The sequence below is a fragment of the Arthrobacter sp. Bi26 genome, assembly GCF_918697925.1.
In the GTDB taxonomy this organism is placed as follows: Bacteria; Actinomycetota; Actinomycetes; order Actinomycetales; family Micrococcaceae; genus Arthrobacter.
Map to the genome: position 1 here is coordinate 1 of NZ_CAKKMF010000195.1, position 2,250 is coordinate 2,250.

At 70.1% G+C, this 2,250-nt stretch carries 2 protein-coding genes and 1 pseudogene; all 3 read left to right on the forward strand.

Annotation, left to right across the window (positions count from 1 at the left end):
• Positions 1–910 (forward strand): annotated as a pseudogene (locus LQV16_RS23390) (DNA polymerase III subunit gamma and tau); the annotation flags it as partial.
• 51 nt (positions 911–961) lie between these two features.
• Entirely contained in the window at positions 962–1,561 is a 600-nt protein-coding gene (gene recR / locus LQV16_RS23395) for a recombination mediator RecR (protein ID WP_090579574.1), read from the forward strand.
• A 7-nt stretch (positions 1,562–1,568) separates the two neighbouring features.
• Positions 1,569–2,250, forward strand: a 682-nt coding sequence (locus LQV16_RS23785; RefSeq protein WP_356815875.1) for a GNAT family N-acetyltransferase, incomplete at its 3' end; no start/stop codon positions are given.

Here is a 2,250-nt window from a genome sequence, read left to right on the forward strand (position 1 = left end):
TCCCAAGGCAGCGCCGGTGCCGGAACTGCAGGTGCCTGCCCCTGCAGCCCAGGCTCAGGTCCGCACGGCCGAGCCATCCGTCGAACCGGGCGGGCCGTCGGAGGCGTCCGGGTCCTATGCCGACCCTGATGAAGACTGGGGACCGCCCCGGGACGAGGACGCCCCGCCGCTGGACGAAGAACCACCCCTGGATTGGGATCCTTCACCCGCCGCCACGCCGCGCCGCCCCGAGCCCGCAGCAGCGGCAGCGGCTCCAGCCCGCAAGTCCCCGGCCGCGCCGGGGACCAAGGCTGCCGGCTCTCCCGCCGGGACACCGGACGCGGGCCAGGACGCGTCGGCTGATGCGTGGGCCCGCGCCGTCGAGCAGTCACCGGGCGTCTGGACGGTCGGAACAGATTCGAACCTCGGCCGGTACACGGGTCCGGATGTCGAGCCCTCGGCACCCGAGCCTGAGCCGGCGCCAGTGCACTACGAGCCGGCGACGGCACAGATCCCGGCGTATGCGGGCGTGGTGTCCGCTCCGTCCGGACTGACCTCGGACCACCCTGCCCGCGCCGAAGCGGCGCCGGCCGTCGCGGAAGCTGTTGCGCCGCGCGTGGCTGCCGCTGCCGCCGCTGCAGTCGCGGATGCTGTTGCGGTGACCGCTGCTCCGGAGGCTGCCGCCCCGGCAGGCCGGCAGAGCCTATACCAGCGGCTGTCGAACAGTCCCGAGGCCGAGGCCGGGCGGGCGAAAGCCCCCACCCGCGCTGCTGCCGCAACCACCGTGTACGTACAGGACATCCCGAGCGCCGACGACGAAACGATCGAGGAATCGGGCGTCTTCGGCCGGGCCGCCGTCGAGCGTATTTTGGGCGGGAAACTGGTAGAGGAACGCTCCCTGGATGGAAGCCCGCTGCCGCCCCGCTTCTAGCAGACCCCCTGCCGGCTGGCCCCGGCCCCACTCCAAACGAACGAGGACATTGTGTATGAAGGCGCAGTTCAAGAGCTGATCGACGAGCTCGGACGCCTTCCCGGAGTGGGGCCAAAGTCAGCCCAGCGGCTGGCCTTCCACATCCTCGAGGCGGATCCCCAGGACATGAAGCGGCTCGTCGATGCCATCACCACTGTGAAAGAACGGGTCAAATTCTGCACGGTGTGCGGGAACGTGACGGAGCAGGAACTGTGCAACATCTGCCGCGACCCGCGCCGGGATCCCTCGGTGATCTGCGTCGTCGAAGAATCTAAGGACGTCCTGGCGGTCGAGCGCACGCGGTCGTTCCGCGGCAGGTACCACGTGCTGGGCGGCGCGATTAATCCAATCGCCGGCATCGGTCCGGAACAGCTCCGGATCCGTGAGCTGCTGACCCGGCTCAACGACGGCGCCATCCAGGAAATCATCATCGCCACCGACCCCAATCTGGAGGGCGAGGCCACCGCCACGTATCTTGCCCGGATGCTCAAGTCGATCGGCATCGCCGTCACCCGGCTCGCTTCCGGCCTGCCCGTGGGCGGGGATCTGGAATACGCCGACGAAGTCACCCTCGGCAGGGCCTTCGAAGGCCGCCGCAACGCGCTGAGCTGACGGCCTTGTGGCAGCCGCAGGCAGCTACACCCCGGCGCCGCTCCTCACCGAGCGTTTGCTGTTGCGTCCGTTGACAGCGGACGACGCCGGCGCCCTGCTCCGATTCCGCGCCCATCCGGCGGCGACGCGGTACCTGTCCCACGGTCCGCTTACCCCGGCGCAGAACCACGCCCGGCTCGAGCAGGCGCTGTCCGCGGCGGCAGCCTCTACTGCCGAGTGGTTTCACTTCGGCTGGGCGATCGAACTGCGGGCCACCGGAGAAATCGTTGGGGACGGCCGGACCTGGAACACGGAGGAGCCCCCGGCGCCCGGCCGGATTCCCGCTGAGGCAGCCAGCCTGGGCTACGTTCTGCACCCGGACCACCACGGGGTCGGGCTCGGCCGGGAGGCCGCGAGCGCCCTGGTCGACTGGCTTTTCAGCGCCCGCGGCAGCGGGACCATTTTCGCGGGGGTCTACGAGCCTAATCTTCCCTCGCGCAGGCTGCTGGAGGGCTTGGGCTTCCGGAAGGACCGCTTTTCTTCCCGGTTGCCGAGGACACAGCGGGAAAGCAGCTGCCGTCCTGGCGCTACAGGCTGGACCGCGGCTAGCTGTACTGCGCCTGGGAGCTGCCGGCACAGGTGGCAGTGCCGCGGACCAGGGCTGCCGCTCCTCCCGATTCCCCTCCGGGCCCAATGGACATGTCCCCGCA